Annotated in this window: 2 protein-coding genes and 1 pseudogene; 1 reads left to right on the forward strand and 2 read right to left on the reverse strand. The window is 39.7% G+C overall.

Translation table 11 applies throughout. The features are described 5' to 3' along the window. The first annotated feature begins 150 nt into the window (after positions 1 to 150). Positions 151 to 1,514, forward strand: a pseudogene (locus tag BFU02S_RS15515) (L,D-transpeptidase family protein). Between the two features lie 29 nt (positions 1,515 to 1,543). Here BFU02S_RS15515 and BFU02S_RS15520 read toward each other — a convergent pair. After that, a complete protein-coding gene (locus tag BFU02S_RS15520; RefSeq protein WP_066372623.1) occupies positions 1,544 to 2,053 on the reverse strand; it encodes a GNAT family N-acetyltransferase in 510 nt (169 codons plus the stop codon). 129 nt (positions 2,054 to 2,182) lie between these two features. Next, positions 2,183 to 2,554, reverse strand: a complete 372-nt coding sequence (locus BFU02S_RS16555; protein ID WP_439951019.1) for a CotD family spore coat protein — start codon at positions 2,552 to 2,554, stop codon at positions 2,183 to 2,185. Between the last annotated feature and the right edge of the window lie 100 nt (positions 2,555 to 2,654).

A 2,654-nucleotide genomic window follows, 5' to 3' on the forward strand; every position in this document is an offset into this window, starting at 1 on the left:
TAAGGTATAATGAAACAACGTAGAATGTTTAAACACTGATGTTTGTGTGTGTTCACGGAGGGATGGTTTTTGGAAAGTGCAGCTCAAGAAAAAGTCGAAAAAATAGAAGAATCGAGGCTTAATCCGCCAAGAAGGTTTCTCAACTGGAAGATGGGTGTAGGGAGTGTAATAGTTGTCGGAGCACTTGCATTGGGTGGTCTTTACTATTATCAGAAAACCCATTTCAATTCCTATATCACAATCAATGGCGTTAATGTCGGCGGACTGACAGCAGATCAAGCTTTAAAGGAATTAGAATCTTCCATAATAAAAAATGAAGTATATCTTGGGAAAACCTTGGTTTTCGATGGAAACGATGCCAAGATGGCATTTACGAATCGGGATTTGCCAGAGGTTAAAAAAGTATTAACGAAACAGCAGACATTTTTCCCTTCTTCCAAGAAAGAGAATTATGCATTATTACCAAGTGCAGGAGACCAGTATCGAAGCCAAACGATGAAACAGCTATTAGAGGAAAAACTGAATGAAATGAATAAAAACTTAAAAGCACCTAAAGATGCAGAGTCCATCTGGAAGACGGTAAAATCATTGTCACGAAAAGTATAGATGGTAAGCAGTATGATGTGAAAGAAATCTTACAACAATATCAGAAGCAGGAATATAAGAGTGAAATCCATCTGAATTCAGCATACATACAACCTATTAAAGAAAATGACCCGCAAATTCAAAAAGGGAAGCAAATACTGCAAGCCCTTCTTCAAAGGACCGTGAATTATAAGGTACAAGATCAAGTTTATCCTTTAAAAGGCAGTGATGTCATTAAACATGCGTCCATTTCAAAAGACGGGAAAGTGAGCATTGATCCAAAAGATATGCAAAATGAGATTGCTAAAATTAATGCTTCACAATCTACTTTAAATAAGAGTTTCCTATTTAAAACCCATTCGGGTACTGTGATAACGGTTCAAGGCCAATCGTATGGTTGGGCTTTAAATGTTGCAAAGGAAGCAAAACAGATTCAAGAAGCCTTTGAAAACGGGCAAAGTACAGTGGTAGCTTCCCATATTTATGGAAATGGCTGGGATCACATGGCCACAGGTTTCAATACCACAACAAACAACGGGATTGGCGACACCTATGCAGAAGTATCAATCGCCGAACAGCGGATTTGGCTTTATAAAAATGGTAAGATGGTCCTTACGACCAATGTAGTGACCGGGAGACATGATGTCGGAGCAGACACCCATCCCGGAGTATGGTTTATCCTGTATAAAAAATCCCCATCGATTCTCGAGGGCAGTGAATATGGGCAGCCGCATTATCGAGTGAAAGTAAATTATTGGGCTCCGTTTACGGATGATGGGCAAGGGTTCCACGATGCCGGTTGGCGTACGAATTGGTCGAGTACTGCCTATCTTCATAATGGCTCGGGCGGCTGTGTCAACACACCGACAAATATCATGGAAGAAGTATATAACAATCTTAGTCAATATGAACCAGTTGTGATCTATTAAACAAGGAGCCTCGCAGCTCCTTGTTTTGTTTATTCTTCTAAAATTTTTTCAAACGCAATGCGTTCGCTTTGATCCTGTAAGTAGATAATCCCGCAATATTGAAATCCATTTTTCTTCACTAGCTTCTGCATGGAATGATTATCTTTATGGGTATCTAATTTAATACTGTGGACACCCTTTTGTAAACACATTTCCTCTATATGTTTCAACATAATCGAAGATAGGCCTGTTCCTTTAAAGTTCGAGTCAACCGCAAGCCGGTGGATGACAGCATATTCTTGATGGCTGATCCAATTACCATGATAAATAGACTCATAGGTTTTCTCCCCGTCAAAAGAAACGGACAAGGTGCCAACGATACGATCATCGTTTAAAAGGACATATCCATAGTGATTCTTGATATCGTTCAAGATCACTTCACGGTTTGGATATCCATTTTGCCACTGATCGATTCCCTGTTCTTTAAAGTAAGCTTGTGCCTGGTGAATAATATCCATAATGCCAGGAATGTCCGATTCCACTGATTGTCTAAAGATCATTTACAATTCTCCTCTGCTGGAAAGACAAGATTCATTTCTTCATTTAGCTTATCATCCATCACTATGTAAATACAACGTTTTTTGTATTTCTAGCAAAAACCCCCATCCTATTGATGGGGGTAAAGTCAACTAGTAACCAAACGGTCCTGATGGGCAGCAAGGATTATACGGCATACCGCACATCGTGTGTGTTTCGCAGCATTCATTGACACAGGATTCTGTGTGTGGAAAATAGTGCTGATGATTCACCATGAGCTTGTTAACGGTTGTGGTATGAGAAGGATGAACATGTGGGACGACTTTATTAAATATATTGGTTTTTACATATTGCTGTGCAGGTGATACAAGCGGTGGATCATACTGTGCCGGGAACACTTGAGGCGGACAGTATTGAGGTGGACAAGGCTGCGGGGGACAGTGACCAGGAAATGGCTGCATTGGAGCAACCTGATTTGGCATGATATTGGATGGATAACCACCTAATCCTATATTTCTTTTCATCGTTATATGACCTCCAATTAAATTTGTCTTGTTACATCAATAGTCTATGTAAAGACTTGTATATGCGGACTAGTTTGATTACCTATTTTTAAGGTAGTGT

This window comes from Neobacillus fumarioli NBRC 102428, from assembly GCF_001591485.1.
Taxonomy (GTDB): Bacteria; Bacillota; Bacilli; order Bacillales; family Cytobacillaceae; genus Neobacillus; species Neobacillus fumarioli.

Bases quoted from the DNA above. Each gene is read 5' to 3' on its own strand.
- BFU02S_RS15520 (WP_066372623.1), bottom strand. From the start codon at position 2,053: ATGATCTTTAGACAATCAGTGGAATCGGACATTCCTGGCATTATGGAT.
- BFU02S_RS16555 (WP_439951019.1), bottom strand. From the start codon at position 2,554: ATGAAAAGAAATATAGGATTAGGTGGTTATCCATCCAATATCATGCCA.